Origin of the sequence: Pseudomonas sp. F3-2, assembly GCF_038804275.1 — a bacterium.
Lineage (GTDB): Bacteria > Pseudomonadota > Gammaproteobacteria > Pseudomonadales > Pseudomonadaceae > Aquipseudomonas.
In genome coordinates, this window is the sequence record NZ_CP152388.1 from 270,382 (window position 1) to 295,191 (window position 24,810).

At 60.6% G+C, this 24,810-nt stretch carries 27 protein-coding genes; 13 read left to right on the forward strand and 14 right to left on the reverse strand.

Annotation, left to right across the window (positions count from 1 at the left end; all coding sequences use genetic code 11):
• Window positions 1-125: 125 nt before the first annotated feature.
• Window positions 126-1,322 carry a class I SAM-dependent rRNA methyltransferase gene (locus AAGQ88_RS01185; protein ID WP_285423574.1) on the reverse strand — a complete coding sequence of 399 codons (1,197 nt, stop codon included), beginning with the start codon at window positions 1,320-1,322 and terminating at the stop codon, window positions 126-128.
• A 221-nt stretch (window positions 1,323-1,543) separates the two neighbouring features.
• Between AAGQ88_RS01185 and AAGQ88_RS01190 the strand changes: the two genes are divergently transcribed.
• From AAGQ88_RS01190 to AAGQ88_RS01200, 3 genes are all read left to right on the forward strand, one after another.
• Complete coding sequence (locus AAGQ88_RS01190) at window positions 1,544-2,356, forward strand: HDOD domain-containing protein (RefSeq protein WP_285423670.1); 813 nt, start codon at window positions 1,544-1,546, stop codon at window positions 2,354-2,356.
• A 38-nt stretch (window positions 2,357-2,394) separates the two neighbouring features.
• The gene (gene mutM / locus AAGQ88_RS01195) at window positions 2,395-3,207 is read left to right on the forward strand and encodes a bifunctional DNA-formamidopyrimidine glycosylase/DNA-(apurinic or apyrimidinic site) lyase (protein ID WP_093468169.1); all 813 of its coding nucleotides are present in this window, start codon (window positions 2,395-2,397) and stop codon (window positions 3,205-3,207) included.
• A gap of 131 nt (window positions 3,208-3,338) precedes the next feature.
• Entirely contained in the window at window positions 3,339-3,677 is a 339-nt protein-coding gene (locus AAGQ88_RS01200) for a multidrug transporter (RefSeq protein WP_285423572.1), read from the forward strand.
• Here the strand turns inward: AAGQ88_RS01200 and ggt are convergent.
• From ggt to AAGQ88_RS01220, 4 genes are all read right to left on the reverse strand, one after another.
• Window positions 3,659-5,401: a gamma-glutamyltransferase gene (gene ggt / locus AAGQ88_RS01205; protein ID WP_342654229.1), complete on the reverse strand. Its 1,743-nt coding sequence runs from the start codon at window positions 5,399-5,401 to the stop codon at window positions 3,659-3,661. The genes AAGQ88_RS01200 and ggt overlap by 19 nt on opposite strands.
• A gap of 82 nt (window positions 5,402-5,483) precedes the next feature.
• The gene (locus AAGQ88_RS01210; protein ID WP_074752410.1) at window positions 5,484-5,735 is read right to left on the reverse strand and encodes a YfhL family 4Fe-4S dicluster ferredoxin; all 252 of its coding nucleotides are present in this window, start codon (window positions 5,733-5,735) and stop codon (window positions 5,484-5,486) included.
• 100 nt (window positions 5,736-5,835) lie between these two features.
• Window positions 5,836-6,315: a pantetheine-phosphate adenylyltransferase gene (coaD, locus tag AAGQ88_RS01215; RefSeq protein WP_093468178.1), complete on the reverse strand. Its 480-nt coding sequence runs from the start codon at window positions 6,313-6,315 to the stop codon at window positions 5,836-5,838.
• A 95-nt stretch (window positions 6,316-6,410) separates the two neighbouring features.
• Window positions 6,411-7,835: a coniferyl aldehyde dehydrogenase gene (locus AAGQ88_RS01220; RefSeq protein WP_342655724.1), complete on the reverse strand. Its 1,425-nt coding sequence runs from the start codon at window positions 7,833-7,835 to the stop codon at window positions 6,411-6,413.
• Window positions 7,836-8,031: 196 nt separating this feature from the next.
• Between AAGQ88_RS01220 and AAGQ88_RS01225 the strand changes: the two genes are divergently transcribed.
• On the forward strand, window positions 8,032-8,718 hold the full coding sequence (locus AAGQ88_RS01225) for a TetR/AcrR family transcriptional regulator (protein WP_342654230.1): 687 nt from the start codon (window positions 8,032-8,034) through the stop codon (window positions 8,716-8,718).
• A gap of 62 nt (window positions 8,719-8,780) precedes the next feature.
• A complete protein-coding gene (locus AAGQ88_RS01230; protein ID WP_285423569.1) occupies window positions 8,781-9,635 on the forward strand; it encodes a sulfurtransferase in 855 nt (284 codons plus the stop codon).
• 33 nt (window positions 9,636-9,668) lie between these two features.
• Here AAGQ88_RS01230 and AAGQ88_RS01235 read toward each other — a convergent pair whose 3' ends face one another.
• Genes AAGQ88_RS01235 through AAGQ88_RS01250 form a run of 4 tightly spaced genes read right to left on the reverse strand, consistent with a single transcriptional unit; the run spans window position 9,669 to window position 14,134 of the window.
• Window positions 9,669-10,685: a hydrolase gene (locus AAGQ88_RS01235; RefSeq protein ID WP_342654231.1), complete on the reverse strand. Its 1,017-nt coding sequence runs from the start codon at window positions 10,683-10,685 to the stop codon at window positions 9,669-9,671.
• A complete protein-coding gene (gene rsmD / locus AAGQ88_RS01240; protein WP_285423567.1) occupies window positions 10,669-11,289 on the reverse strand; it encodes a 16S rRNA (guanine(966)-N(2))-methyltransferase RsmD in 621 nt (206 codons plus the stop codon). Before rsmD ends, AAGQ88_RS01235 begins: the two co-directional genes overlap by 17 nt.
• The gene (locus AAGQ88_RS01245; RefSeq protein ID WP_342654232.1) at window positions 11,289-12,785 is read right to left on the reverse strand and encodes a pitrilysin family protein; all 1,497 of its coding nucleotides are present in this window, start codon (window positions 12,783-12,785) and stop codon (window positions 11,289-11,291) included. Before AAGQ88_RS01245 ends, rsmD begins: the two co-directional genes overlap by 1 nt.
• Window positions 12,782-14,134: a pitrilysin family protein gene (locus tag AAGQ88_RS01250; RefSeq protein ID WP_285423565.1), complete on the reverse strand. Its 1,353-nt coding sequence runs from the start codon at window positions 14,132-14,134 to the stop codon at window positions 12,782-12,784. Before AAGQ88_RS01250 ends, AAGQ88_RS01245 begins: the two co-directional genes overlap by 4 nt.
• A gap of 452 nt (window positions 14,135-14,586) precedes the next feature.
• Between AAGQ88_RS01250 and ftsY the strand changes: the two genes are divergently transcribed.
• The 4 genes from ftsY to rpoH all read left to right on the forward strand — a co-directional run bounded on the left by ftsY (window position 14,587) and on the right by rpoH (window position 18,841).
• Window positions 14,587-16,158 (forward strand): signal recognition particle-docking protein FtsY, encoded by a 1,572-nt coding sequence (ftsY, locus tag AAGQ88_RS01255; protein WP_342654233.1) that lies wholly within the window; start codon window positions 14,587-14,589, stop codon window positions 16,156-16,158.
• Complete coding sequence (ftsE, locus tag AAGQ88_RS01260; RefSeq protein WP_093468204.1) at window positions 16,155-16,826, forward strand: cell division ATP-binding protein FtsE; 672 nt, start codon at window positions 16,155-16,157, stop codon at window positions 16,824-16,826. Before ftsY ends, ftsE begins: the two co-directional genes overlap by 4 nt.
• Window positions 16,823-17,848, forward strand: a complete 1,026-nt coding sequence (gene ftsX / locus AAGQ88_RS01265) for a permease-like cell division protein FtsX (RefSeq protein ID WP_342654234.1) — start codon at window positions 16,823-16,825, stop codon at window positions 17,846-17,848. The genes ftsE and ftsX overlap by 4 nt, the downstream gene beginning before the upstream one ends.
• A 138-nt stretch (window positions 17,849-17,986) precedes the next feature.
• Window positions 17,987-18,841, forward strand: coding sequence for an RNA polymerase sigma factor RpoH (gene rpoH / locus AAGQ88_RS01270; protein WP_093468210.1), 855 nt, complete (start codon window positions 17,987-17,989; stop codon window positions 18,839-18,841).
• 76 nt (window positions 18,842-18,917) lie between these two features.
• On the opposite strand, the gene mtgA is transcribed toward rpoH, so the two are convergent.
• Window positions 18,918-19,628 (reverse strand): monofunctional biosynthetic peptidoglycan transglycosylase, encoded by a 711-nt coding sequence (gene mtgA, locus AAGQ88_RS01275; RefSeq protein ID WP_342655725.1) that lies wholly within the window; start codon window positions 19,626-19,628, stop codon window positions 18,918-18,920.
• A gap of 79 nt (window positions 19,629-19,707) precedes the next feature.
• Here mtgA and AAGQ88_RS01280 point away from each other — a divergent pair, with 79 nt between their 5' ends.
• The 4 genes from AAGQ88_RS01280 (at window position 19,708) to trmB (ending at window position 22,050) form a co-directional block, all read left to right on the forward strand.
• On the forward strand, window positions 19,708-20,091 hold the full coding sequence (locus tag AAGQ88_RS01280) for a DUF423 domain-containing protein (RefSeq protein ID WP_285423562.1): 384 nt from the start codon (window positions 19,708-19,710) through the stop codon (window positions 20,089-20,091).
• 124 nt (window positions 20,092-20,215) lie between these two features.
• On the forward strand, window positions 20,216-20,416 hold the full coding sequence (thiS, locus tag AAGQ88_RS01285; protein WP_093468809.1) for a sulfur carrier protein ThiS: 201 nt from the start codon (window positions 20,216-20,218) through the stop codon (window positions 20,414-20,416).
• Window positions 20,417-20,486: 70 nt separating this feature from the next.
• Window positions 20,487-21,281, forward strand: coding sequence for a thiazole synthase (locus tag AAGQ88_RS01290; RefSeq protein WP_342654235.1), 795 nt, complete (start codon window positions 20,487-20,489; stop codon window positions 21,279-21,281).
• A gap of 55 nt (window positions 21,282-21,336) precedes the next feature.
• Window positions 21,337-22,050 (forward strand): tRNA (guanosine(46)-N7)-methyltransferase TrmB, encoded by a 714-nt coding sequence (gene trmB / locus AAGQ88_RS01295; RefSeq protein ID WP_285423667.1) that lies wholly within the window; start codon window positions 21,337-21,339, stop codon window positions 22,048-22,050.
• 154 nt (window positions 22,051-22,204) lie between these two features.
• Here the strand turns inward: trmB and AAGQ88_RS01300 are convergent, their stop codons facing one another.
• Genes AAGQ88_RS01300 through AAGQ88_RS01315 form a run of 4 tightly spaced genes read right to left on the reverse strand, consistent with a single transcriptional unit; the run spans window position 22,205 to window position 24,801 of the window.
• Window positions 22,205-22,528, reverse strand: a complete 324-nt coding sequence (locus tag AAGQ88_RS01300) for a DUF3392 domain-containing protein (protein ID WP_093468219.1) — start codon at window positions 22,526-22,528, stop codon at window positions 22,205-22,207.
• 22 nt (window positions 22,529-22,550) lie between these two features.
• Entirely contained in the window at window positions 22,551-23,765 is a 1,215-nt protein-coding gene (gene hemW, locus AAGQ88_RS01305; RefSeq protein WP_342654236.1) for a radical SAM family heme chaperone HemW, read from the reverse strand.
• On the reverse strand, window positions 23,762-24,358 hold the full coding sequence (gene rdgB / locus AAGQ88_RS01310; RefSeq protein WP_342654237.1) for an RdgB/HAM1 family non-canonical purine NTP pyrophosphatase: 597 nt from the start codon (window positions 24,356-24,358) through the stop codon (window positions 23,762-23,764). The genes hemW and rdgB overlap by 4 nt, the downstream gene beginning before the upstream one ends.
• A complete protein-coding gene (locus AAGQ88_RS01315; protein WP_285423559.1) occupies window positions 24,355-24,801 on the reverse strand; it encodes a DUF4426 domain-containing protein in 447 nt (148 codons plus the stop codon). Before AAGQ88_RS01315 ends, rdgB begins: the two co-directional genes overlap by 4 nt.
• Window positions 24,802-24,810: the final 9 nt, after the last annotated feature.

Here is a 24,810-nt window from a genome sequence, read left to right on the forward strand (position 1 = left end):
TCGATGCTATCCGGTCTGGCTGGTCTGGCTGGTCTGGAAGGGTTCTAGAGATGTGGGGCAGGGCATTCAAATTCCTTTAAAAGCATGCCTGCCTGCGATGGCGTCCTTCCAGACGCAGCATCTCCTCAACTATTCGGCAACAACCGACACGTAATGCTCTTGATGTATCGCGTTTCCGGAATGGCTGGATGGACCGGGTGGTCCGGGCCTTGGCCGCCGCGTTCCAGCAACTGGATGTTGCGGTCCAGGTGGCGGGCGCTGGTCAGGAGGATGTTTTGCAGATCGTCTTCCGGCAGGTGCATCGAGCAGGATGCGCTGACCAGAATGCCGTCCTTGCTGAGCAGGCGCATCGCTTGCTCGTTCAGGCGACGGTAGGCGCCTTCGCCGTTTTTCAGGTCTTTTTTGCGTTTGATGAACGCGGGCGGGTCGGCGACGATCACGTCGAAGCGCTCTTCGGCGGCTTTGAGCTCTTTAAGGGCTTCGAAAACGTCGCCTTCGATGCAGGTGACTTTCTCGGCAAAACCGTTGAGCGCCGCGTTGCGCTCTACGCCGTCCAGTGCAAAGCCTGACGCATCGACGCAGAACACTTCGCTCGCGCCGAAAGCGCCCGCTTGGACGCCCCAGCCGCCGATGTAGCTGAACAGGTCCAGCACGCGCTTGCCTTTGACATACGGCGCCAGGCGCGCGCGGTTCATGCGGTGATCGTAGAACCAGCCGGTTTTCTGGCCTTCCATGACCGGCGCTTCGAATTTCACGCCGTTCTCTTCCAGCGCGACCCACTCAGGCACCAGGCCGAATGCGGTTTCGACGTAGCGATTCAAGCCTTCCGCGTCGCGCGCAGCCGAATCGTTCTTGAGCAGAATGCCGCTTGGCTTGAGCACTTGAATCAGCGCAGCCAGCACGTCGTCCTTATGCTGCTCCATGGTGGCCGATGCCAGCTGCACGACCAGAATATCGCCGAAACGGTCGACGACCAGACCGGGGAGCAGGTCGGAATCGCCGTACACCAGGCGATAAAAAGGCTTGTCGAACAGGCGCTCGCGCAGGGACAGGCAGACGTTCAGGCGATGTACCAGCAACGACTTGTCCAACGGCAACTTGATGTCGCGCGACAGCAAGCGGGCGCATATCAGGTTATTCGGACTCATCGCGACGATGCCCAAAGGTTTGCCGCCCGCTGCTTCAAGGATCGCCTGGGCGCCTGGTGCAAAGCCGTTGAGCGGGGTGGCGGCAACGTCGATTTCGTTGCTGTAGATCCACAGGTGACCGGCGCGCAGGCGACGGTCGGCGTTGGGCTTGAGGCGCAAGCTGGGCAGGGACATGACGTCGCTCCGAAAAAAAGAGCGGGATTATAACCCGTCATCCGGCACGCGGGCGGTCCGGATGAATTTACAAACAAGCAGCCGGTCGGATCCATTAAGTGTTTCAACGGCTGTCGAAGCATGGGCGGTAAGGGTTAGAATCGCCCCCTGACCTTGAGTGTGTACTTATGTCCCAAGAGCTTACTTCCGAGCAGATTCAGCAGGCGTTGCAAGGCATCAGCGTGCCGCCCCAGCCGCAAATCATGGTGGATTTGCAGATGGAGCAGTACATGCCCGACCCTGATCTGGGTGTGATCGCCCGGTTGATTGCGCAGGACCCTGGCTTGTCCGGCGCGCTGTTGAAGATCGTCAACTCGGCGCATTACGGCCTCGCCAACAAAATTGCCTCGATCCAGCGTGCGGTCAACCTGCTGGGCAGCCGTTCGGTGATCAACCTCATCAACGCCCAGTCGATCAAGGGCGAGATGAGCGACGAGACCATCGTGGTGCTCAACCGCTTCTGGGACACCGCGCAAGACGTCGCGATGACGAGCCTGACGCTGGCCAAGCGCATCGGCTCGCAGACGGTCGACGAATCCTATGCGCTGGGCCTGTTTCACGACTGCGGCATTCCGCTCATGCTCAAGCGTTTTCCCGAATACATGAACGTGCTTGAAGAGGCTTACGCCAAGGCCAGCCCGGATGTCCGCGTGGTTGACACAGAAAACCGCATCCTCAATACGAACCATGCGGTTGTTGGCTATTTCACTGCCAAGTCCTGGCGTTTGCCGGAACATGTCAGCAATGCAATCGCCAACCATCACAACGCGCTGGCAATCTTTCAGGATGATTCGGGCCGCAATGCGCCGCTGAAAAATCTACTGGCAATCCTCAAGATGGCCGAGCACATCTGCTCGTCGCATCGCGTGCTGGGTAATCAGACCATCGATCATGAATGGAACAGCATCGGCCATCTGGTCCTGGACTACGTCGGTCTGTCCGACTACGACTTTGAAAACCTCAAGGAAAGCATTCGCGAGCTGAGCGCGCACTGATCCTGCGCGCCCTCGCTCAATCCTGCGTCGAGCCCCCAATGCCTGAATTACCTGAAGTCGAAACCACCCGTCGGGGCATCGCGCCTCATCTGGAAGGTCAGCGCGTCAGTCGCGTGATCGTGCGTGATCGACGCCTGCGCTGGCCGATCCCGGAAGACCTTGATGTGCGCCTGTCGGGGCAGAAGATTGTGGTGGTCGAGCGCCGCGCGAAGTACCTGTTGATTCAGGCCGAAGTGGGTACGTTGATCAGCCATCTGGGGATGTCCGGGAATCTTCGTCTGGTAGAGGCGGGGCTGCCCGCGCTCAAGCACGAACATGTCGATATCGAACTGGAGTCGGGGCTGGCGCTGCGCTACACCGATCCTCGGCGTTTCGGGGCGATGCTGTGGAGTCTTGACCCGCACAATCATGAGCTGTTGATTCGCCTCGGGCCTGAGCCGTTGACCGATCTGTTCGATGGTCTGCGCCTGTTCGAGCTGTCTCGCGGTCGCGCCATGGCGGTCAAGCCGTTCATCATGGATAACGCCGTTGTCGTGGGCGTCGGCAACATTTATGCGACAGAGGCGCTGTTCGCTGCCGGCATCGACCCGCGTCGAGCGGCCGGCAGTATTTCCAAGGCGCGCTATATCAAGCTGGCAATCGAGATCAAACGCATCCTGGCCGCCGCCATCGAGCGCGGCGGCACGACGCTGCGGGACTTTATCGGGGGTGACGGGCAGCCCGGTTATTTTCAGCAAGAACTCTTTGCCTACGGGCGTGGCGAACAGCCGTGCAAGGTCTGCGGTACGACGCTGCGCGAGATCAAACTGGGGCAGCGCGCCAGCGTTTATTGCCCCAAATGTCAGAAGTAAGGTCGAGGTCGTCAACCTCGGTGGTCGGTGCAACCTCTGTGTCGGGAATGAAACACACGGCCCCTTGCGTAACCCCGATCCCTGTTTATAGTGAGCAGCATCACTTTTCTGCTGAGCCCGAAGGATCTGCCATGAGCCCGTTTCGTATTCTCGCTGCTACCCTGGCCCTGTTCTTCGGCTTGCAGATGGCGCCGGCCTGGGCACAGGTCGAAGTGTCCGGCAGTGGCGATCCGGTCTACGAAATCCAGAATCCTCCTGCATACGCGATGATCGGCGACCTGCTGATCGCGCGCCCCTTGTTGATCGTCGCCACTGTGATCGGGGCCGGGCTTTTCGTGGTTGCCTCGCCTTTCGCCGCTGCGGGCGGCAACCTGGGCGCTACCGGTAAAGCGCTGGTGGTCGATCCAGGCAAGGCAGCGTTCGTCCGCTGCCTCGGTTGCACGACGAGCGGCTACGGCAAGCAAGACTGATCGGCGCAGGTCCGCACCAGCCTCAGTCGGCTGTCAGGGCTGAACGTGTTCGAAACTCCTACGCCACGTGGATCGCTGGCGGCTTCGACCTTCGCGCTGTTTTTGTTCCACAGGAGCACTTGCTGATTGCCGAAGTCGCGTTTGGCTTCCTTCAGCGGGTAGCCGCGCTCACGTAAGTCAGCCAGTTCCGCCTCATTGAAAGCGCCGGATTCGTACTCCACCACGTCAGGCGTGTACTGATGGTGATAACGACGCGCCGATACCCAGTTGGCGATCGGTTGCTCGTCCAGATACTGCAGCATCGACAGCAGCACCATGCTTGGGATTCTGCTGCCGCCGGGTGTGCCGAACGCGGCAAAGGCGTGGGGGCTCTCGATAAAGCTGGGGCTCATGCTCGAAAGCGGGCGCTTGCCCGGTTCAATGACGTTGGCCTGACTGCCCGGCAGGCCAGAGGTATTGCTGCCCTTGGGATCGATCGAAAAATCGTCCATCTCATCGTTGAGCACCACGCCGGTCCCCGGAACCGTGAACGTCGAGCCGAACGGCAGATTGAGTGAGAGCGTTGCCGCAACGGCGTTGCCTTCGCTGTCGAGCACGGAAAAGTGGCTGGTGTTGTCACCTTCACGCCAGCGAGGTGCCGGAGGCAGCGCGTTGTTCGGTGTCGCGCGGTGAGGATCGACGCTGGTGGAAAGCTGAAAAAGATAATCCGGCGCCAGCACCTGGGCGATGGGGTTGGGTACGAAGTCCGGGTCGCCGAACAGCACGCGGTCGCGGTAGGCGCGGCGTAGTACTTCCACCACGTAGTGTGCGCGTTGCACCTTGGCAGACTCGCGCCATGGCAGCTGCTGAAGCATGAACAGACTTTGCGCCAGTGCAATGCCGCCGGCTGAGGGCGGCGGCGCGCTGATCAGCTCGCGCTGGTCGGCCATCTGAAAGCGCAGCGGCGTGCGCGTGATGACGTTGTACTCTTCAAAATCGTGGTAATTCCAGATGCCTCCTGCGCGCCGCACACCGCTGACCATCGCCTGCGCTGTCAGGCCGCTGTAAAAGCCCGCTCGCCCTTTGTCCGCCAGACGGTCCAGCGTTTGCGCCAGTTCGGGTTGAGTGATGACGTCCCCCAGGTTCGGCACATCGTTGTTACGCAGGAACAGGCGCGCGCTTTCCTTGTTGCTGCGCAGCGCAAACAACCGCCAGCTGGCGCGCTCCCGATAGACTTCGTCGACCTTGAAGCCGCGGTATGCCGTGCGTATCGCGGGCGCGAGGGAGATGGACAGCGGCAGACGGCCGTATCGCTCGGCCAGTTCGACCAGCGCCGCAGGCATGCCCGGAATCGCAGCCGCCAATGGCCCGTTCAGAGACAGGTCAGGCTGGACGATGCCGTTGCGGTGGAACATTTTGGGCCGGGACTTGAGCGGGGCTTTTTCGCGCGCATCCAGAAACTGATACTGAACGGGATCGCCCGCTTGCCGCAGCAGGAAAAACCCGCCACCGCCCAGGCCCGAGCCGTATGGCTCGACCACTGCCAGGGTGGCGCTGATGGCAATGGCGGCATCGAATGCGTTACCGCCATCGATCAGGATTTCCCGACCGGCGGCAGTAGCGAGGGGATGTGGGCTGGCAATTGCGGCCTGATCAGGATGATCAGGTTGCGCGTGGACCGAAACGGCGAACAGCAGAATGGCTGCGCCAAACAAGGAAAGTATCGGCGTTGACTTCGATGTCATGCGTATCTCGCTCAGTTCAACAGGCATTTACAGCCAGTGTCTTCGGCGAAAGCGCGTATGCCGACAAATATGCCTTCGGTTTTTATGCCTTGCTGGTAATCAACTGGTACTTGGCCATCAGTTCGTCTTTGCTCTCGACGTGGTTTTCATCCAGCGGGATGCAGTCCACGGGGCAGACTTGCTGACACTGCGGCTCGTCGTAATGGCCGACGCACTCGGTGCACAGGTTCGGATTGATCACATAGATCTCTTCCCCCTGGGAAATTGCTTCGTTCGGGCACTCGGGTTCGCAGACGTCGCAGTTGATGCAATCGTCGGTGATGATCAGGGACATGGATACTCCTGCCGCGGTCGACACCGGGGCATATCAAATCTAATGCGGCGAATTGTGCCGCATTAGCGCTCGGTATGCACCTAAGCCGTGACGCATGGGATCAGGACTTGAACCTTTCACTCAGCGCCTGTGCGACCGCAGGGTGGACGAACTTCGTGATATCACCCCCCAACGCTGCGATTTCCCTGACCAGCGTAGATGATATGAACGAATAACGTTCGGACGGCGTGAGAAAAAGACTTTCTACGTCAGGTGCCAGCTGTTTGTTCATGTTCGCCAGCTGGAATTCGTACTCGAAGTCAGACACCGCCCGCAGGCCGCGCAACAGGATGTTGGCGTTCTGTTCCTGGGCAAAATGCGCCAGAAGGCTGGAGAATCCGACGACTTCGACATTGGGCAGGTGCCGGGTGGCTTCACGCGCCAGCTCGACGCGTTGTTCCAGCGGGAAGAGCGGGTTTTTCTTCGGGCTGGCGGCGACGGCAATGATGACCTGATCGAACAGGCGCGAAGCGCGCTCGACCAGATCGCCATGGCCCTTGGTGATGGGGTCGAAGGTGCCTGGGTACAACACTCGGTTCATCGCGTCGTCCTGGTCGGAGTCCGTAAAGGGACTGGGATGGTATCGCAGCGCGTCGGGTGGGCCAAGTCGGCTCGGTGCAGGTCCCGGTTCGCCTTTCAGCGTATGAACAGCTTATGGATCAGCTTCTGAAGGGCCTTGCCGTAAGGCGGATAAATCAGACGTGCCGCATTGAAGCGTTGCTTGATGAACACGCCTTTGGCCTTGCTGAACGTCAGAAATCCTTCGCGGCCATGGTAATGCCCCATGCCAGAGGCGCCTATGCCGCCGAAAGGCAGGTCGTCCTGGGCGACATGCAGCAACGTGTCATTCAGGCACACGCCGCCGGAATGTGTCTGCTCCAGCACGCGGTTCTGTTCAGCCTTGTCGTAGCCGAAGTAATACAGCGCCAGTGGGCGAGGTCGGGCGTTGATGTAATCGAAGGCCTGTTCGATAGTCTCGTACGGCACGATGGGCAGCAGTGGCCCGAAGATTTCGTCCTGCATCACGATCATATCGTCACTGACATCCAGCAGCAGGCTGAACGGCATTCGGCGCCCCTGACCTCGTTCGAACAGCGAGATAACCTTCGCGCCTTTGCTCCGAGCGTCGGTCAGGTAATGCTCAAGACGAGCGACATGCCGAGGGCTGATGATGGCGGTGTAGTCCGGGTTGTCATCCAGCGCAGGAAAAAAACCGGTAACGGCCTGGGTGTAGGCAGCGACGAACGCATCGATGCGATCTCTGGGTACCAGCACGTAGTCCGGGGCCACACAGGTCTGTCCTGCATTGAAGGTCTTGCCGAACGCGATCCGCTGGGCTGCGTCCTCTATCGGCACGTCAGCGGAGACGATGGCTGGCGATTTTCCGCCCAGTTCCAACGTGACAGGCGTGAGATTTTCGGCGGCGGCGCGCATCACATGCCGCCCGATGCTGGTTGCGCCCGTGAACAGAAGGTGGTCGAAGGGCAGTCTGGAAAACGCGACGCCAACATCGGCTTCACCGAGAACCACGGACACCAGATCTGTTGAGAACACCCGTCCTAGCAAGGTTTTCAGCAACTGGCCGGTCGCAGGCGTGGCTTCGCTGAGCTTGAGCATTACGCGATTACCCGCTGACAGCGCGCCGACCAGCGGCCCGATCGCCAGAAACAGCGGGTAATTCCACGGCACGATCACGCCCACCACGCCGAGGGGCTGATAGATCACTTTCGCGCTGGCAGGCTGGAACGCCAGGCCGACGCGGCGTCGAGACGGTCGCGTCCACCTTTTCAGCTGACGCTGGGCGTATCGGATGTTGTGAAGACTGGGCATCAGTTCGCCCAGCAGTGTTTCGTCCGCACTGCGATGGCTGAAATCGGCGCTGATCGCATTGATGATCGCCTGTCGTTCGGTGCTGAGCGCGCGATGCAGGCCGTCGAGCCACTGTCGTCGCTGACCCGCCGTCGGCATCGGATTGGCGGCGAAGGCTCGACGCTGTGCGTCGAACTGCACGGCAAGCTCATCGTGCTGCGGAGCTGAGTTTTCCGGCAGTGGTAGACGCATGGATTCGGCAGGCATCGCGGCGGCGCTCTTGGGTTTGAGTCTTTTTAGAGTCATCACTCTAAAAAGTCAATCGGCGCCGCGCCGATGTGCATCTCGTGCAGCAGGGCGCAGTTCGAGCCGTGAAGACTGCCCGCGATCCTGAAGCTTGCGTTAAGATCCAGCACAATCCTGTTACGTCCTGACGTTTGAGCTGAGCATGGCGCCGCGCATCAAAACCTTACGCATCAAGACCCGCGAACGCATCGTGCAGAGCAGCCTGGAGCTGTTCAATCAGCAAGGCGAGCGCAGTGTCAGCACCAACCACATCGCGGCGCACATGGAGATTTCGCCAGGCAATCTCTATTACCACTTCCCCAACAAGCAGGCGATCATCGCCGAGCTGTTCACTGAATACGAAACCCTCGTCGACAGCTTTCTTCACCCGCCCAAAGGTCGCCTTCCCGGCGTCGAGGACAAGCGCCATTACCTGGTGGCGATCCTCGATGGCATGTGGCGTTATCGCTTCCTGCATCGCGATCTCGAACACTTGCTCGACGCCGATCCAGAGCTGGCAGCGCGTTATCGGCGGTTTTCCCAGCATTGTCTGATCAAGGCGATGTCTATCTATGGCGGGTTCGTCGAGGCGCAGATCCTGAGCATGAATCAGGTGCAGATCGAGTCGCTGACGCTCAATGCCTGGATCATTCTGACGTCGTGGGTTCGCTTCCTGTGCACGACCAGAGAGAACGCCACGCATTTGAGCGAAGACGCGATTCGTCGAGGCGTTTATCAGGTTTTGATGCTGGAACTGGCTTACGTGACGCCCCAGGCGCACGAGGCCGTGCATGCGCTGTGCGCAGAATTTTATGTGCCGCTGAACAAGGCACTGGAGGACGCCGGCTGAGACCGGCTGGCCTCGAATCGATCGTCGTATTGCCCCATTTTCACTGTCTGCAGGAGCCCGTCATGTCCATCGCGCAATTGATCAGCCCGCAACAACTGGAAGCCCGCCTCAAGCAACCGGGTCTTGTCATTCTCGATTGTCGCTCCTCGCTCGATGATCTGGACTACGGCCAGCGCAGCTACGCGGAAGGCCATATCGAAGGATCGTCCTACGCCGACCTGCTCAATGACCTGAGTGGGCCAATCGTCAGAGGGGTGACGGGGCGACACCCTTTGCCGGATCCTCAGATTCTGACCGAGCGGCTGCAGTTCTGGGGCGTCAACCCGGACAGCGATATCGTGCTGTACGACGATGGCCCCGGCGCTTATGCCGCCCGGGCGTGGTGGTTACTGGCATGGCTGGGCAAGCGAGAAGGCGTCTATCTGCTCGATGGCGGGCTCAAGGCCTGGCATGCCGCCGGTCTGCCGCTGAGCCTGGATCCGCCGCTGCAACGAAGGGGCACATTTCAGGGGCAGCCCGACGATGCGCTGGTACTCAGCGCCGAGCAGCTGCAGGCCCGGCTGGGGCAGGCTGACCTGACCTTGATTGATGCCCGGGCACCCGCGCGTTTTCGCGGAGAAGTCGAGCCCATCGACCCGATCGCAGGCCATATTCCGGGTGCTCAATGCGCCGCATTCACTGACAACCTCGGCCCCGATGGTCGCTTCTTGCCAGCCGAGCAGCTCAAACAACGCTTCGCCGAGACATTGAAAGGTAGGGCGCCGCAGGCGCTGGTCGCCTATTGCGGCTCGGGCGTCACGGCCTGCCACAACCTGTTTGCCCTGTGCCTGGCGGGCTATCCGCTCGGTGGGCTCTACGCCGGATCCTGGAGCGAATGGATCAACGATCCGGCCCGTGGCGTCGCAACGGGCGACTGATTCTCGCCCGGCAATCGGGCTCGCCGATACGATTCAGAGGTGGGTCTGAGCGCCATGCACGTCCGCCAGCCAGGCCGGGATGCGCTGTTCCAGATAGTAGGACGGCGTTCTGATCGTTCCGCCGACGAAGCCCACGTGCCCGCCACGGTTTTGCAGGTCTAATCGCGTGCTTGCCGACAACTCACCGGCATCAGGGAGACTGTGTTTGAACACGAAGGGGTCGTCGAGTGATTGCACCAGCAACGTCGGCGTCCGGATCGCGCCGAGGAAATAGCGGCTTGACGCGCGGCGGTAGTAGTCATGGGCATCCACGAAGCCGTTGAGTGGCGCCGTTACCCGCCCGTCGAACTCCCAGAAAGTGCGCAGGTTTTTGAGCGAGCCCAAAGCGGCGAGCTCCGCCAGGCCGTCGCTGAGCCCCTCGTGCTGAAACCGGCGCTGCTTGTCTTTGATGTAACCGAGCATTTCCCGCATGAAATGGCGCTGGTAGACCCGCGAGAAGCCCAGACCGATACGGTCGGCACACTCGTCGAGCCTGAACGGGACCGACACGGCAGCAGCGCCTTGAAGGTTGCTGTCCAGCCCCGACTCGCCCAGGTGCTTGAGCAAAATGTTGCCGCCCAGCGAGTAGCCGACCGCGTAAAGGGGCGCGAGCGGGCGTGCGGCTCTGAGGTGCGCGAGCACAGCCGCAAGGTCTTCGCTGACGCCTGAGTGATAGCTTCGCGGCAACAGGTTCGGCTCGCCAGAACAACCTCGCCAGTTGAGCGCCACGCTCGCCCAGCCGAGTTTTTCCATGGCTTGCTGCAGGCCGACCACGTAAGGCGAATTGGACGATCCGGTCAGCCCGTGCAGGACCAGAACGACCGGTACGTGGGCGTCGTGCGGCCCGTGCCAGTCCATGTCGAGAAAATCGCCATCGTCCAGCCATATCCGCTCACGGCGCCGGTCCAGATGAATGGTCCGGCGCCAGAGCGGCCCCCAGAGGGTCTGCAAATGCGGGTTGCCGAGACCGAACGCGGGGACGAACGGGCGGCGGTCAGCTGGCGATGACACTTCGTTCCCACAACGCGTAGTAAACCTGTCCGGCCTTTTTCTCGCGGTGCAAGCGCCAGTTGGCGGGCAGGCCAAGTGAAGACGGCGCGGTTTCACTTTCGGTGTAGATCCAGGCGTTATCTGCCAGCCATGCCCGTTCTTCCAGCAACGCGCACGCCGGGAGCAGAAGATTCTGGTGGAAGGGTGGGTCGAGAAACACCACGTCGAATTGTTCCGCCGGTTGGGTCTCCAGATAGCGCAGTGCGTCGCCGCTGGAGGTCTTGCCGACCGTGCAGCGTAACGTGCCCAGATGCTCGCGCAAGCTGGAAATGGCCGCCGAATTGGTGTCCAGCGCCAGGCCCATGCTCGCCCCTCGCGACAGGGCTTCGAGGTACAAGGCGCCGCTCCCCGCGAACGGGTCCAGCACGCGCGCGCCTTCGATATAAGGCGCGAGCCAGTTGAACAGGGTTTCCCGAACGCGGTCCGGCGTAGGCCGCAGCCCCGGGCCATCCGGGAAGCTCAGACGCCGACTGCGCCATTCGCCGCCGATGATCCGCAACTGGCCCAGGCCCGTATGGATTTTGTGGCCTTTGTGGATGCGCGGCGGCTTTGAAGTCGAGGTCATTAGTGCTCCGGTACGCCGAGTGGTTGCTCGGCTGGTTTATCAGTAGGTGGCGGCAGAGGCTTCTGCGGGACGGTCGGACCTGCGGTCACGATCACCAGCTTGTCGACGTCCAGATGCTTGTTCATGACGGCCTTGATTTGCTCGACCGTCAGGCTCTGCGATTGCGTCATGAAGTCTTCGAGGAATGTCAGAGGCAGATTATAGAAGCCAATCGCGCCGAGTTGACCGACGATTGCCGAGTTGCTGGCGGTCGAGAGCGGAAAACTGCCGGCCAGCTCGCGCTTGGCATCGTCGAGTTCTTTCTGCGTGGGACCATTGGCGAGAAAGTCACGGGTGACATCCTTGACCAGTTGCAGCGTGTTCTGGCTCATTTCAGCGCGGGTCTGCAAGCCAATCATGAACGGACCTTGAGCCTGCATGGGCGTGAAGCCAGAGGATACGCCGTAAGCCAGGCCGCGTTTCTCACGAACTTCGGCCATCAGACGGCTGCCGAAGCCACCGCCGCCGAGAATCGAATTCCCCAGCGACAGTGCCGCGTAATCCGGGTCGGCGCGGTCAATGCCTAGCTCAGCCATCATCAGATGAGTCTGCTTGGACGGAAACTCGATGTGGGTTTCGCCGGCTTTGGGCTCGGTAGGAGCAGCGGTCTTCGCCAGCGCCGGGCCTTTTGGCAGCGCCGCCGACACCTGCGCCGCGACGGCTTGCGCTTCGGCCCGCGACAGGTCGCCCACCAGCGCGATGACAGCATTTCCGGCGGCGTACGCCTTGGCGTGAAACGCCTTCAATTGGGCAAGCGTGAGCGGCGGGATGGTTTTGGCCGTGCCCATGCTCGGGTGTGCATAAGGATGGTCGCCATAGAGACGTCTGAACAGCTCATCACCCGCCAGCTTGCCAGGGTTCTGTTTCTGGTACTCGAAGCTCGCCATCAGCTGGTTTTTGATACGGGCCAGCGAGTCGGCGGGAAACGTAGGCTTGCCCACGACTTCTGAAAACAGCTTCAGCGCAGGCTCGCGCTTTTCAGGGGCGCTCAGGCTGCGCAGCGAAGCAATGGCCATGTCGCGATAGGAGCCGTTGCCGAAGTCCGCGCCCAGTCCTTCGAATCCTTCGGCGATCGCGCTCACGTCTTTGCCCTTTACGCCCTCATTGAGCATGGCGTTGGTCACAAGTGCGATTCCCGGCGTGGCGCCGTCCTGACTGCTGCCCGCGGCAAACAGCAGGCGCATGTCGAACATCGGCAGCTCATGGGCTTCGACGAACAATACCCGCGCGCCCTCTGCGGTCTGCCACGATTGAATGTTCAGGTCGCGGCGGGGTGGGGCCTTTCCATCAAGCGCCTTCAGTGATTCCAGCGTGGATGCCGCCTTGTCGATTGCCTTGGGTGCGTCGGCTGGCGCGTCCGCCTGCACAAGTGCGGCGCCAAGCAGGCTCAGCGTCGCGGTCAGCAGCAGTACCGAGGCCCGAGGCCGTGCAGCGCGGGTGTCGATGCGCTTGGTCATTGGGCTTTCTCCTCAGGCAAAACGTGCGCAACGGCGAGGCGTTCGCGGGTGAAATACGTGCGTGCTGCTTTTTGAATGTCGTCAGGCGTCACGCTCTGCAGCGCCGCCAGTTCCTGATCGATCAGCTTCCAGGACAGTCCCACCGTTTCCAGCTCACCAATGGTGCTGGCCTGACTGGTGATGGAGTCGCGTTCATAGACCAGCCCCGCGATGACCTGCGCCCGAACCCGTTCCAGTTCCTCTTTGGTCGGTGGCTTGGTCTTCAGCTCGTCGAGAAGACGCCAGATGCCGGCTTCCGCGTCTGCCAGGGTTTTCTTTTTCTGCTGATTAGGCGTGGCGCTGATGGTGAAGAGGCTGTCGCCACGGGTGTAGGCGTCGTAGTCCGACGACGCGCCGGTCACCAGTTCTTCACCACGCTCCAGACGCGCCGGGATGCGGGCGCTGTAGCCGCCGTCGAGCAAGGCAGAGATCAGGCGCAAGGCATTGACCGACTGCGGATCGGTGGCGGTTGCAAGGCTGGGCACGTTGAAGCCATACATCAGACTGGGCATTTGCGTGGCCACATGCACGGTGATCTGGCGCAATCCGGGTTCGGCGAGCTCCAGCGGCTTTTTGGAGGGCGGTACATCGCGGCGAGGAATCGGCCCGAAGAAGCGTTGCGCCAGTGCTTTCACTTCATCGGGTTTCACGTCGCCCACCACAACCAGCGTGGCGTTGTTCGGCACGTACCAGGACTCGTACCAGTGGCGCAGCTCCTGAACGGTCATGCGGTCCAGGTCAGCCATCCAGCCGATGGTCGGCGTGTGGTAGCCGCTGGCGGGGTAAGCGATTGCCTTGAAGCGCTCGTACGCCTTGGCATTGGGCTTGTCGTCCGTGCGCAGGCGGCGTTCTTCCTTGATGACTTCAATCTCGCGAGCGAACTCTTCGGGCGGCAGACGCAGGCTGGCCATGCGGTCAGCCTCAAGCTCGAACGCCACACTCAAACGGTCACGCGCCAGCACCTGGTAGTAAGCGGTGTAGTCGTCACTGGTGAATGCGTTTTCTTCCGCGCCAAGATCGCGGAGGATCAGTGACGCCTCGCCAGGACCCGCTTTTGCGCTGCCCTTGAACATCATGTGTTCCAGTGCGTGGGAAAGGCCGGTCTGGCCTGGCGTCTCATAGCTGGAGCCAACCTTGTACCAGACCTGAGAAACCACGACCGGTGCGCGATGGTCTTCGCGCACAATGACTTTCAGGCCGTTATCGAGCGTGAATTCGGAGGTGGGTTGAGGGTCGGCAGCCAGGGCTGCAAAGGGCAAACAGATCGTGCTGAGCAGCAGGCCTGCGGCGCAGCGGGCAAGAGCATTCATTCGTAATTTGAACCTTCGAGGCGGCCTGCATGAACTTAGCGTCGGCGGGCGCAGGGGTTAGGGCGTATCATCACATATTTCCCGCAGCGCTCCGGAGGGTGGTCTGAAAGCGCGCCATAATGCGTTACAGATCCTGGCAGGGAAACACACATCCCTCACGGCTTGCGCCTTGTCTTACGCGCTTTTGCGCGGGAACGCGGCGGTGGAAATATGTGATCACACGCCCTAGGATAGCGACCAGTTTGCTTGCCGACCACGGCTAAGATGTGTGAGTCGTAAACGGACTTCGTAAGAAATGGCCTTGACGACCCTTGTCAGGGCAGACGCGACGTCCGGGTGATGTGTCCAGGCAGGCTATGAACAAGCAGACATAAAAGCAGTCTGTTTCGCATTGACAGAATTTTTCAGAGGCGCCGCTCTGGCGCGTCGCTACCTTGAGATAGCCGTCCTCCATGTTTGGTTCCAACGACGACAAGAAGACCCCAGCCCCGGCTGGCGAGAAGAAAGGCCTGTTCGGATGGCTGCGCAAAAAGCCGCAGGAAACCGTCAACGAGCAGCCACAGACCGCACCTGAAACAGCGCCCGAGCCCGTCGTTGAAGAGACGCCGGTCGCTGCTGAACCACAAATCGCCGCTGAGCCCCAAGTCGCTCCGCCGATTCCCGCCGAGCGCGCTCCGGAGGCTCTCGTTTCGAGCGAGCCGCCTGTTGTCGTCGAGCCCGTCACTGACCAGGCGCCTGGCGCAGAGCCTTGGTTGAAGTTGCCAGTGGCCGAAGAACCGGTCGCTTTGACGGATGAAGGCGAGCCCCACGTGACGCCGCAGATTCCACCGCAGGCGGTCGTGTTGGAGCAACCTGAGACTGGCGCACTGAACGTTCCCGATGAAGCGGCCCCCCGTCAGACCGCTGAGACGCACGCGATCCCGTTGGTCGAGCCTGCGCCGCCCGCCCTGCCTGATCCGGTAGCCGGCGATGATCTGCCGTCACTGGCCCCGCCTACTGTCACGCCGCCGCCCGTCGCGGCGCCGGTCGTGCCTTTGGCAGAGACTCCCGCGGTGCCGGTTGCGACTGAGCAGGCGCCCGTCCAATCGAAACAGCCCGGTTTCTTCGCGCGCCTGAAACAAGGCCTGTCGAAAACCAGCGCCAGTCTCGGCGAAGGAATGGCGAGCCTGTTCCTGGGCAAGAAAGCCATCGACGACGACATGCTCGATGAGCTCGAAACCCGCCTGCTGACGGCCGACGTCGGTGTTGAAGCCACGTCCTTGATCGTGCGCAACCTGACGCAGAAAGTGGCGCGAAAACAACTCACGGACAGCGATGCGCTGTACAAATCGCTGCAGAGCGAGCTGACTGAGATGCTCAAGCCGGTTGAAGCGCCGTTGGTCATTGGCTCCGAGCACAAGCCGTTCGTGATTCTCGTGGTCGGCGTCAATGGCGCAGGCAAGACCACGACGATCGGCAAGCTGGCGAAAAAACTCCAGCTCGAAGGCAAGAAAGTCATGCTTGCCGCTGGCGATACGTTCCGCGCCGCGGCGGTCGAGCAGTTACAGGTCTGGGGTGAGCGCAACAAGATTCCGGTGATCGCTCAGCACACGGGCGCCGATTCGGCTTCGGTGATTTACGATGCCGTGCAGGCGGCCAAAGCGCGCGGTATCGATGTACTGATCGCTGACACCGCTGGCCGTCTGCACACCAAAGATAACCTGATGGAAGAGCTGAAGAAGGTTCGCCGCGTGATCGGCAAACTGGACGAGCATGCCCCGCACGAGGTGCTGCTGGTGCTCGACGCCGGTACCGGGCAGAACGCTATCAACCAGGCCAAGCAGTTCAATCAGACCGTCAGCCTCACCGGACTTGCGCTCACCAAGCTGGACGGCACGGCCAAGGGCGGCGTGATCTTCGCGCTGGCCAAGCAGTTCGGTCTGCCGATCCGTTACATCGGTGTCGGTGAGGGCATCGACGACTTGCGGACTTTCGAGGCTGAACCCTTCGTTCAGGCCCTTTTCGCCGAGCGGGAGCGCACATGATTCGTTTCGAACAGGTCGGTAAACGCTATCCGAACGGACACGTCGGCTTGCATGAGCTGAGCTTTCGAGTACGTCGTGGGGAATTTCTGTTTGTAACCGGTCACTCTGGCGCCGGCAAAAGTACGCTATTGCGTCTGTTGCTCGCCATGGAACGCCCAACCACCGGCAAGTTGCTGCTGGCCGGTCAGGACCTGGGCCAGATCAGCACGGCGCAGATTCCCTTTCTGCGTCGTCAGATCGGCGTGGTGTTTCAGAATCACCAGTTGCTGTTCGACCGCACGGTGTTCAATAACGTCGCCTTGCCCCTGCAGATTCTGGGGTTGTCCAAAACCGAGGTGACCAAACGCGTCGATTCGGCACTGGAGCGCGTGGCGCTCTCTGACAAGGCCGAGTTGTACCCCGGCGACCTGTCCACAGGTCAGCAACAGCGCGTGGGTATTGCCCGCGCCATCGTTCACCGCCCGGCCTTGCTGCTGGCGGACGAACCGACCGGTAACCTCGATCCAAGGCTGGCAGCGGAAATCATGGGCGTCTTCGAAGACATCAATCGCCTTGGCACCAGCGTGCTGATCGCCAGTCACGACCTGGCCCTGATTGCGCGCATGCGTCATCGCATGCTGACACTGCAACGCGGCCGACTGATCGGCGACGGGGAGGCTGGAGCATGAGTGCGACTCGCAGTCCCAAGGTTTCCGAGCGCGTGGCCCCCAAGGCCGCCGATCCCGCGCCTCAGAAGAAAAAGAAACACGACGATGACGACGGCCCGGATTTCGGCACGCTGTTCAACGCATGGATCGAAGCCCATCGCTCCAGTTTGCTGGACAGTCTGCGCCGTTTGGGCAAGCAACCGATCGGCAGCTTTTTCACCTGTCTGGTCATGGCCATCGCGCTGAGCTTGCCGATGGGCTTGTCGCTACTGTTGAACAACGTCGAGCGTCTGGGCGGGTCCTGGCAGCGTGCCGCGCAGATATCGCTTTATTTGCAGCTCGATGCCTCGTCGAGCGAAGGCGACAGTCTGGTCAGTCAGATAAAGCAGATGCCGGGCGTGGCGGATGCCGAGTACATCAGTCGTGATCAGGCGTTGAACGAGTTTCAGCAGCAGTCCGGTCTGGGCGAGGCGCTCAAGGAACTGCCGGAAAACCCGCTGCCTGGCGTTGTGCTGGTTACACCGCTGGAAGTTGACAAAGCCGCGTTGGAGGCGTTACGTACGCGCCTGGCTGAACTGCCGAAGGTGCAGCAGGCTCAGCTGGATCTGGTCTGGGTCGAGCGTCTGGCAGCGATCCTGAAGCTGGGTGACCGCTTCGTTTTCGGCCTCACTGTATTGCTGGTGGGTGCGCTGTTGCTGGTCATCGGCAATACCATCCGTCTGCACATCGAGAACCGGCGCACCGAAATTGAAGTCATCAAATTGGTGGGCGGCACGGACAGCTACGTGCGCAGGCCTTTCCTTTATATGGGCGCGCTGTATGGATTCGGTGCCGGGGTACTGTCATGGGGCGTGCTCGCTTTCGGCCTGGATTGGCTGAACGAGGCGGTCGTCAAGCTGGCCGGGTTGTATGGCAGTAACTTCGCGCTGGCGGGGGTGCCGATGGCAGATGGTCTGTCGCTCTTGCTAGGAGCCGTGTTGTTGGGTTATATCGGTGCGTGGATTGCGGTCGCACGCCATTTGAGAGAGCTGGCACCTCGTTGAGTTTTAATGTTCAGGTCACTTTTGTAGCGTAAATTTTGTTTCATCTATTGACTTTTCAGCTAAGGGAACTTGTCTAGCGGTTCCCGGTCAATTTCGCAGTGCTGAACTGCACGAGTCATGTGTCGGAGGTTTTTTCGTATGACCAATTCTTTGCAACCTGCTTATGCCTTGGTTCCGGGTGCAAACCTGGAAGCCTATGTGCACACGGTAAACAGCATTCCACTGCTGACGCCCGAGCAGGAGCGTGAACTGGCCGAGAGTCTCTATTACGAGCAGGATCTAGGGGCGGCTCGGCAGATGGTGCTCGCCCACCTGCGATTTGTCGTGCATATCGCACGCAGTTATTCCGGTTATGGACTGGCTCAGGCTGACCTGATCCAGGAAGGTAACGTCGGCCTGATGAAGGCCGTGAAGCGCTTCAACCCTGAGATGGGTGTGCGCCTTGTGTCGTTTGCTGTGCACTGGATCAAGGCCGAAATTCACGAATTCATCCTGCGCAACTGGCGCATCGTGAAAGTCGCGACCACCAAGGCTCAGCGCAAGCTGTTTTTCAACCTGCGCAGCCAGAAGAAGCGTCTGGCCTGGCTGAACAACGAAGAAGTTCATCGTGTGGCGGAAAGCCTGGGCGTTGAACCGCGCGAAGTGCGCGAAATGGAAAGCCGTCTGACTGGCCACGACATGGCGTTCGACCCGGCTGCTGAAGCCGACGACGACAGCGCGTTCCAGTCCCCGGCCAACTACCTGGAAGACCACCGTTACGATCCGGCGCGTCAGCTGGAAGATTCCGATTGGACTGACAGCTCCACCGCCAACCTGCACGAAGCGTTGAACGTGCTCGATGAGCGCAGCCGCGACATCCTCTATCAGCGTTGGCTGGCCGAGGAAAAAGCGACGCTGCACGATCTGGCCGAGAAGTACAACGTCTCTGCCGAGCGGATTCGTCAGCTCGAAAAGAGCGCGATGAACAAACTGAAGTCGTCAATCGCCGCTTAAGCGAAAGACTGAAACGAAGCGCCCCGAGATGATCGGGGCGTTTTTGTTTATGGGTTTCAGTGAGCGTTGGGCTACCTCACCATTTGCGGCTGTGATTCAACCCCACCAGATACTCATCACCACCCAGCTGGCGCATTTGCTGGCGAATCCAGCCGGCCCGTCGTGAGACGTAGCTGCTCGGATTGCTGGCGCTCCATTCGCGGGGGTTTGGCAGCACTGCGGCGAGGTAACTGGCCTGCTGCGTCGACAACTGGCCGGCGTTGACATGGAAGTGGTGCTGCGCAGCCGCTTGCGCGCCGAAAACCCCGTCGTCCCACTCGACGCTGTTGACGTACACCTCAAGGATTCGCTGCTTGGACCAGAATACCTCGATCAATCCGGTAAACCACGCCTCCAGTCCCTTGCGCAAATAACTGCGGCCTGACCATAAGAACAGGTTCTTGGACACCTGCTGGCTCAGCGTGCTGGCGCCGCGAATCGAACCGCCGCGCTCGTTATGCACCAGCGCCGCCTGAATGGCGTCGATATCGAAGCCCCAATGCTCGGCGAACTTCTGGTCTTCCCCGGCAATGACCGCGACTTTGAGATCGTCGGAGATTTTGTCCCATGGCTGCCAGTCACGCTGCAGATCAATGGGCTTGCCGTCGAACCATGATTCAATCTTGCGCTCGGCCATCAGCGCGGTGAAGGGGGGTGGCACCCAGCGGAAGATCAAAACCAGCACGACACTTGCCGCTGCAAACCAGAGCAGGACTTTGGCGATACGACTGAGCAGGAAACGCAGCATAGAGATGGCTTGGCCGAAGCGGTTGAGCGGGCCATTATACAGACCACGCAGGATAGAACGATTTTTGACGGAGTCACCCATGCTACGAACCTTCTTGATGCTGGCCGCTTTCTTCGGATTTACCGGCGTCGCGCTGGGCGCATTCGCTGCCCATGGCCTTAAAAACCGCCTCACCCCTGAATACCTTGCGATCTTCCAGACCGGCGTGCTCTATCAGCTGATTCACGCGCTGGCGATCTTCGGCGTGGCGATCCTGGCGACTCAGATTCAAGGGCGGCTGGTCAGTTACGCCGGCATCGCCTTTACGCTCGGTATCCTGTTGTTCTCGGGCAGCCTGTACGTGTTGACTCTCACGGGAGTGAGCAAGCTGGGCATCATCACGCCGATAGGCGGGCTGTGCTTTCTCATCGGCTGGTTCATTCTGGGTTGGACGGCCTGGCGGCTGGGCGTGGATACCCTTTGAGTGGCCGACCTCCCACAGGTGAAACCATTGCCCCCCGGCTGAGACGAATGGCGTGCCTTTGCCTTGGTCCCGGAGGCTGATCGGGCTAGAATGCTCGCCCCCTAAAATGATGGCTGCCATTCGCATGCGCATTCAGTTGAACGGTGAATCCTTTGAACTGCCCGACGGCGAGACCGTCGCGGCATTGCTGACACGTCTGGATCTGGTCGGACGTCGGATCGCAGTCGAACTCAATCTGGATATCGTCCCGCGCAGCCAGCACGCATCTACGACCCTGAATGAAGGCGATCAGGTCGAAGTGGTGCATGCCATCGGCGGTGGCTAGGTCTGCCGATCCGCGCTGCGACCCGATCCAGAAAGAACTGCAAGAACCTCAACCGTAAAGAGGATTTCCGATGAGCAATGTTCATAGCGACAAGCCGTTTACAGTGGCCGGTCGGACTTTCCAGTCGCGCCTGCTGGTTGGCACTGGCAAGTACAAGGATATGGAAGAAACCCGTCTGGCCATCGAAGCGTCTGGCGCGGAAATCGTGACGGTCGCCGTGCGTCGTACCAACCTGGGCCAGAATCCGGGCGAGCCGAACCTGCTCGACGTGCTGCCACCTGACCGTTACACCATTTTGCCGAACACTGCCGGTTGCTATGACGCCATCGAAGCAGTGCGTACCTGCCGCCTGGCGCGTGAGCTGCTCGACGGCCATAACCTGGTCAAGCTTGAAGTTCTGGCTGATCAGAAGACCCTTTTCCCTAACGTGATCGAAACCCTCAAGGCTGCGGAAACGCTGGTCAAGGACGGTTTCGACGTGATGGTCTACACCAGCGACGACCCGATCATCGCGCGCCAACTGGCCGAAATCGGCTGCTGCGCGGTCATGCCTCTGGCGGGCCTGATCGGCACGGGGCTCGGGATCTGCAACCCGTACAACCTGCAGATCATTCTCGAAGAATCGAAAGTACCAGTGCTGGTCGACGCCGGTGTCGGCACTGCTTCGGACGCCACCATCGCGATGGAGCTGGGCTGCGAAGCGGTGCTGATGAACTCGGCCATTGCCCACGCCGGGCAGCCGGTATTGATGGCAGAAGCGATGAAACACGCCATTCTGGCAGGCCGCATGGCTTACCTGGCGGGTCGTATGCCCAAGAAACTCTATGCCAGCGCGTCCTCGCCGCTGGACGGTCTGATCAAGTAAGAGCCTGTTGATGATTGATTCGCAAAAGCCCGATGCACTTCCGGACGACGAAGTGATGAACGACGAAGACGGTAAAGAACAGGGCGATGAAAGCCATCATCGACGCATCAAGAGCTTCGTGATGCGTGCCGGTCGCATGACCGAAGGCCAGCAGCGCGGCCTGGATCAAGGCAAACCGTTGTTCGTCCTGCCGCTGGCCGACGAGCCGGTTGATTTCGACAAGGTGTTCGGCCGCTCTGCGCCGCGCACGCTGGAAATCGGCTTCGGCATGGGGCACTCGCTGCTGGAAATGGCAGCGGCGGCGCCCGAGCAGGATTTCATTGGCGTTGAAGTGCATCGTCCTGGTGTCGGTGCGCTGCTCAATGGCGTTCTGACGCAAGGCCTGACCAACGTGCGGGTCTACGATTGCGACGCGATCGAAGTGCTCAATCGTTGCATTGCCGATAACAGCCTTGATCGCCTGATGCTGTTCTTCCCGGACCCCTGGCACAAGGCGCGCCATCACAAGCGTCGCATCGTTCAGGCCGAATTTGCGGCGCTGGTTCGCAGCAAGCTCAAGCCCGGCGGCGTCCTGCATATGGCTACCGACTGGGAGCCCTACGCTGAATACATGCTGGAAGTGATGAACGTTGCTCCCGGTTACCGCAACCTGGCCGAAGACGGCAAATGCGTCCCTCGCCCTGCGGAACGTCCGATCACCAAGTTCGAACGCCGTGGCGAGCGTCTGGGGCATGGGGTCTGGGATTTGAAGTTCGAAAAAACCGCCTGACTCATCCGCCGATGAGTCACTGTGCGAGCGAGATTGCTCGCGAAGGCTTCGGATCAGCCAGTAGTAGTGCACTGGCTGAACTGGCGCTCTCGCGAGCAGGCTCGCTGCCATAGATGACGTGCCCGCCGTGCGAGCGCGTGGTGTCAGCCCTGGATCACTTCCGATCCGCCACAACGCCGATCAGCACCAGCACCACCAACAACACTGGCGCCAGGCTGTAGTTGTTGAACTGGCTCAGCCCGCGCACGACCCATGGCGTGGCGTAGATGAGCGCGGCGCCGCTGCCGATGGTGCACAGCAGGGCCATGACGGGAACGCGTAAGGCCCCGGCGAAGCTGCTGATGCGACCTTCGATCCAGCCCTTGATGTCGGCCCCGAACAGGATCAGCAGACAGCCCACCAACGCCAGTGCGATTTCCGAAAGGTTGCTGCGACTCCAGCGCGAGACAGTTGCCAGCAGGTCGAGTACGAGGTCCATTCAGTGTCCTTAGCGTTGAGTCTTATAGAAGAAAATACTGCAGCAGGTCGTTGAGAAATAACTGCCCGCGAGCAGTGGCCACCAGACGCATCGGGTCGGGCTCGAGCAAGCCCCGTTGTTCAGCCTGCTGACGCGCGCTGGCGAGCGAATCGACGCTTAGACCGGTGTGCCGCTGAAATAATGCAGCGTCGACGCCTTTTGTCAGGCGCAGCGCGTTCATCAGGAATTCGAACGGCATTTCGTCCAGCGCCAGCAGCTTCTCGCCGGCCTGATACGACTTGGCCGGATTGAGGTAATCCTTGGGCAGCCGGGTTTTCCAGGTGCGTACGATGCGTCCGTCCGGGTGGCTGAGCTTGCCGTGAGCCCCTGCGCCGATGCCGATGAAGTCGCCGAAACTCCAGTAATTCAGATTGTGTCGTGCCGGACGGCCGGGTTGCGCGTAGGCAGAGACTTCATATTGCACGTAGCCGTTTTCCCGCAGCAGCGCCTGACCGGCCTCCTGAATGTCCCACAGGATGTCGTCTTCCGGCAGCGTCGGCGGCTGATTCCAGAAAACGGTGTTGGGTTCCAGGGTCAGCTGATACCAGGAGAGATGGGTCGGCGCCAGCGCGATGGCCTGGCGCAGATCGCCCAGTGCATCGTCCTGCGACTGATCCGGCAAGCCGTGCATCAAGTCCAGATTGAAGTTATCGAAACCGGCCTGGCGCGCCATGTCGGCGGCGCGTACCGCTTCGTCGCCATTGTGGATGCGGCCCAGCGCCTTGAGCTTGGCTTCCTGAAAGCTCTGAATGCCGATCGACAGCCGATTGATGCCCAAGGCCCGGTATGCGCTGAATTTCACCTGCTCGAACGTGCCGGGGTTGGCTTCCAGCGTGATCTCGATATCGGGCGCGAAGGGTATGCGTTGCTCGACCCCTTTCAAGAGTCGCCCAAGTGCCTCTGCGCTGAACAGGCTGGGCGTGCCCCCGCCGAAAAAGATCGAACTCAACGCGCGGCCATAAACGCTTGGCAGGTCCTGATCGAGGTCGGCAAGCAGCGCGTCGACGTACTCTTGCTCAGGCAGTACCGCGCTGGCGGTATGAGAGTTGAAGTCGCAGTACGGACATTTGCGCACGCACCACGGAATATGGATGTACAGCGAAAGCGGAGGCAGTTCGGTCAGCGGGTTTCTTGGCTGCTCGGAGCTGAAACCGGCCGCGCCGAGAATCAGCGGCCGGGTGTCTGAATCGTGATTCATTGCAATTCCAGACGCTGACGCAAAATAGCCATGGCGCGTGCACGATGGCTGATCTGGTTCTTGTCGGCCGGACTGAGTTCGGCGCTCGAAACATTGCGCTCAGGCACCCAGAACAGCGGATCGTAGCCAAATCCGTGCTCGCCGCTGGCGGCCGTCAGGATGCGCCCATGCCACAGGCCTTCACACAGAATGGGCAACGGGTCGTCGGCGTGACGAACCAGCGCCAGCACGCAGACGAACTGCGCACCGCGCGCGTGTTCCGGCACATCCTTCAGGGCGTCGAGCAGTTTGGCGTTGTTCGCCGCATCACCCTTGCCATCGGCATAGCGCGCCGAATAGATACCCGGCGCTCCGCCGAGGAAATCCACGGCAAGGCCCGAGTCATCAGCCAGTGCCGGCAAACCTGAAATGCGTGCGGCGTTGCGAGCCTTCAAAATGGCGTTCTCGACGAACGACAGCCCCGTCTCTTCAGGCTCCACGCCGCTGAACTCGCCGATCGAGCGCAATTGCACGCTGCCGCCGAGCATGGCCTGAAGTTCTTTGAGTTTGCCGGCGTTGTGACTGGCGAGTACGAGCTGGGTGAAGTTCATCATGGGTCCGAAAAGATTTCCTGGTTGAAGCTGAGCGTGTGGGCCTGGTCGTCACCGGTTTTCACGTTGATGGTGAAGATGTAGGTGGCCGAGGTGTCGGGCTGCACGTCGTACTGCGCAATGTAATTGACGGAGCCGTTTTCGCTGACCGGCCTGAAGCTCAACGCTTTCTTGCGGCCGGTCAGGTCTGCCACCGAGCCGTCGACGCTGGCTGTGACGGTTTTGCCGTCTCTGATCGCAGTGATGTTGATCACACCCATGCCCTTGCTGCGGATCAGGCCATTGTCCCTGGCAATCGACGGCTGCAGCATTCCTGAGCCAAACGCGTTGTAGTGAATGGTCACGTCGCCGAACTGCTGTTGCCTGTTCAGACTCGCGCTGTCGGCAGCCATCGCCGGAGCTGCAAGTGCGATGAGCAGACTCAGCATTGCACTCAAACGACGCATGATCATTCT